Genomic DNA, 2,074 nt, shown 5'->3' on the forward strand with positions numbered 1-2,074 from the left:
GTTTTCCTACTTCAGCTTGCGCCCTTTAAGATGCGCCCAGCGACCGGACTCATTGACCGAGTACTGTGGACTGTATTGCCTGATTTTACTGTGTGACAAAACAGTATTACTTAGATTGTCAAGTATATATGCGTCTCCATTCAGGTAGACGGCTAAAACGGCGTGCGCCAGGTTTCGCAGAGTATCGCGCACAACCACTATACGCATATTTTCAGCGGGAATGCCCAGTTCCTTGAGGGTGAAATATTTGACTATGGCATAGTCTTCACAGTCACCTGATTTTTTTAAAAATTCAGCAGGGATGGCCCAATAATCCTCTACTCCCCAGTTGGCGAGATCTTCTTTGTAGGGCCATGTATTCCAGAAGCTGTTAACATAGCGCAAAAGTTCCATAGTGTTTTTGCCCTGAGCGTTTTTTTTAAAACTGTCCCAGGTCACTGATTTTTTAAAATACTTGCCAGGAATAAAGATCGGATCTTTTTTGTTGCGCTTAAGGACATCGAGCCAGCCAGGTAATGAAGACAGCGGACGTTTAAACTCCACAGTACCAAAAAGCTGCACCTTGGAACTTGGCGCGGTGGATGCTTCCGGGGCGCTGCTGCCCGCATCGGCAGACGTTTTTGCCTGTTCCGCAACTTGGGATTGCTTCTGGGCGTCACCGTCATTTTCCTGAACTGAAGCGGCATCCGTTTCAGACAGCGAGACTGCGTCCGGCAAATCGGCACCGGATTCAAAGGAAAGCGGCTGGGGCTGACCTTCGTCCTCTGCCAAAGAAGCCGGGGGAACATCATCCACGCTGTCCCGGCTGGCAGATAGGGGACGCTCTGGCGCAACAGCATCACCAATGGTGCTCCCGGCAGCAATTTCCGCGCGCTGTCCCTGCTCCGCCCTGGCAATGGCAGGCGTAAAATGCCGCCAGGCCAAAACGGACAGAAAAAAGAGCACTGCTACAAGCAGTGTTATTATGATTGAGGCACGTAATATGCGGGAATGCTTCATGAATGAGTAATCACAGCGCTTTTGGAAAGGATATTGGCATGCTTTCTTAGTAATACACGCTAACACCCGGTGAGTCCAGACACAAGCACCTGTTTTCTTCAATGGTTTAGAGTCACTTTGCCCCCTGGCCTTTACCTCTGGACCTTTCCTCCGGCTATGATATACCCCCCAAAGGCCCACGACTGGTGCGGGCAAGCCGCGGAGCAGGTAGAGCCAACAAGAATACAGAGCCGTTTTTCTGACGCAACGCACGCGGCCCCACGCCGGATGGAACTTTACACACCGCTTTTTTGGCTACACATACGGACGCCTCCGGGCGTCCGGGCGCATTCACCTGCCCGGTATTTTTTGAAAAACGCCGTACCGGCAACGCATCGGGCCAAGGCACAATATTATTTTCCCCTTGCCAGTTTATGAGCCTGAAAAACCTTGTCAGACGCCGCTATTTTGGATTACTTAGTAACCCGCCCCAAAAACAGGAATGCCTTTTTACAGCGGGTTCCTGACCATCGCCACAAGGAGAGCGACAATGTCTTATGTACAGCGTGTAGTGAGCAATCTTCAAGATAAATACGCCTACGAACCGATCTTCCTGCAAGCTGTACAAGAGGTGCTACAAAGCCTACAGCCCGTGCTGGACAAAAACCCCCAGTACGAATGTTACAAGATTCTTGAGCGTATTGTAGAGCCGGAACGTACCATATCATTTCGCGTTCAATGGATTGATGATAAAGGGCAGATCCAGGTTAACAAAGGATTTCGTGTTCAGTACAACTCCGCCATTGGCCCCTACAAAGGTGGTTTACGCTTTCACCCCAGCGTTAACCAGGGCATTTTGAAATTTCTTGGCTTTGAGCAGATATTTAAGAACTCCCTCACCGGCCTGGCCATAGGTGGCGGCAAAGGCGGCGCGGATTTTGACCCCAAGGGCAAGTCGGACATGGAAGTCATGCGCTTCTGCCAGGCATTTATGAGCGAGCTTTATCGCCACATTGGAGCCACTGTTGACGTTCCTGCCGGTGATATCGGAGTTGGCGGGCGCGAGGTGGGCTATCTTTTCGGCCAGTATAAACGC

The 2,074-nt window shown here is 50.8% G+C and carries 2 protein-coding genes; one reads left to right on the plus strand and one right to left on the minus strand.

The annotated features are described in order from the left end of the window. Positions 1–6: 6 nt before the first annotated feature. Positions 7–999, minus strand: coding sequence for a transglutaminase-like cysteine peptidase (locus QZ377_RS11780; RefSeq protein ID WP_291441329.1), 993 nt, complete (start codon positions 997–999; stop codon positions 7–9). A gap of 529 nt (positions 1,000–1,528) precedes the next feature. Here QZ377_RS11780 and QZ377_RS11785 point away from each other — a divergent pair. Beyond that, the coding region (locus QZ377_RS11785) for a Glu/Leu/Phe/Val dehydrogenase dimerization domain-containing protein (protein WP_291441330.1) at positions 1,529–2,074 on the plus strand (546 nt) is incomplete at its 3' end.

Origin of the sequence: Desulfovibrio sp., from assembly GCF_019424165.1 — a bacterium.
In the GTDB taxonomy this organism is placed as follows: Bacteria; Desulfobacterota; Desulfovibrionia; order Desulfovibrionales; family Desulfovibrionaceae; genus Desulfovibrio.

Coding starts and splice junctions, on each gene's coding strand:
- QZ377_RS11780 (WP_291441329.1), bottom strand. CDS start 999: ATGAAGCATTCCCGCATATTACGTGCCTCAATCATAATAACACTGCTT.